1 protein-coding gene is annotated in these 1257 nt (G+C 51.2%); it reads right to left on the reverse strand.

Annotated elements, in window-relative coordinates; all coding sequences use genetic code 11:
- Nucleotides 1-8: 8 nt before the first annotated feature.
- Nucleotides 9-1183, reverse strand: a protein-coding gene (locus tag GNT65_RS20415) for an IS3-like element ISSlo2 family transposase (protein ID WP_160799002.1) whose coding sequence is annotated in 2 segments (ribosomal slippage) — nucleotides 9-925 and nucleotides 925-1183 — 1176 coding nt in all. Because the reading frame shifts where the segments join, the coding sequence is not laid out codon by codon here.
- Between the last annotated feature and the right edge of the window lie 74 nt (nucleotides 1184-1257).

Raw genomic sequence — 1257 nt, forward strand, 5'->3', positions numbered from 1 at the left:
TGTAGTGGTCAACTAAAATTGGCCACGGTTTTGTATTCAAGCCAGTATCTTCGCTCTGACTCATTGGGTGTCAGCCCACCGTTATATTGATGTGGTCTCAGCTGACTGTAATACCCCGTCACATATCGCGAAATTTCACTCTGAGCCTCACCGATATCCCGATAGCCGGTCATCGGTATCCATTCTGTTTTTAAGCTTCTAAAGAAGCGCTCCATCGGGCTGTTGTCCCAGCAGTTTCCTCGTCGACTCATGCTCTGCTTAATCTGATAACGCCAGAGCTGTTGGCGGAAGCGGCGGCTGGTATAGTGGCTTCCTTGGTCACTATGGAACATTAGGTCTTTCGGCCTTCCTCGCGCCTCAAAGGCCATGGTTAGTGCCTTGCTTGTTAGCGCACTATCGGGCGAAAATGACATCGCCCACCCCACCGGTTTCCGTGCAAACAAGTCCAGAACAACGGCAAGGTAAGCCCATCGTTTGCCTGTCCACACATAGGTCACATCGCCACACCACACTTGATTGGGAGCCGTCACTGCAAACTGGCGGTCAAGGAGGTTAGGAATGGCGACATGCTCCTTGTCTGCCTTTTTATAGCGATGTTGCGGCACCTGGCAGCTCACTAGCCCCAGCTTCTTCATCAGTCCTGTGGCACGATAGCGTGTCAACCTCACGCCAGCAGTCGTCACCATATCAGCCAGGGTTCTGGCACCCGCTGACCCATTGCTGGCTTCATAAGCCTCCCGCACCAAGCTGTGCAGTTTCACCTGTTTCGAGTCAATGGTGGTAGGTCTGCCTCGCCAATACTTGTAACTGCTGCGGTGAATACCAAATACTGAACAAATCCGTTTTACGCTATGGCTCTTCTTGAGTTTCTCGACTAACGAGAACTGTTCAGTGAGTCTGACATCAAGAGAGCCGTAGCCTTTTTCAAAATGGTGTTCTCTTCTTCAATGCGGCGGATTTTCTTCTCCAGCTCGCGGATCCGCTGTTGTTCGGGGGTGAGCGGTGCGCCTTTGGGGGATACGCCTTGCTGCTCCTGTCGAAGCTGGTTTACCCATTTACGCATGGCTGAATTACTGACGCCCATCGCGCTTGCAGCCTCAGCTATGCTGTATCCCTGTTTCGTTACCAGCTGCGCAGCTTCTAATTTGAACTCTGCACTGAATGTCGGTCTTGTGTTCTTCATTTCTACCACCTTTTTTCCAGAAGTGAGTCTATCACTTCGTCTATTCAGGTGGCCAAATTCACTATGCCACTACA

It is taken from the genome of Shewanella insulae (genome assembly GCF_009831655.1).
Taxonomy (GTDB): domain Bacteria; phylum Pseudomonadota; class Gammaproteobacteria; order Enterobacterales; family Shewanellaceae; genus Shewanella; species Shewanella insulae.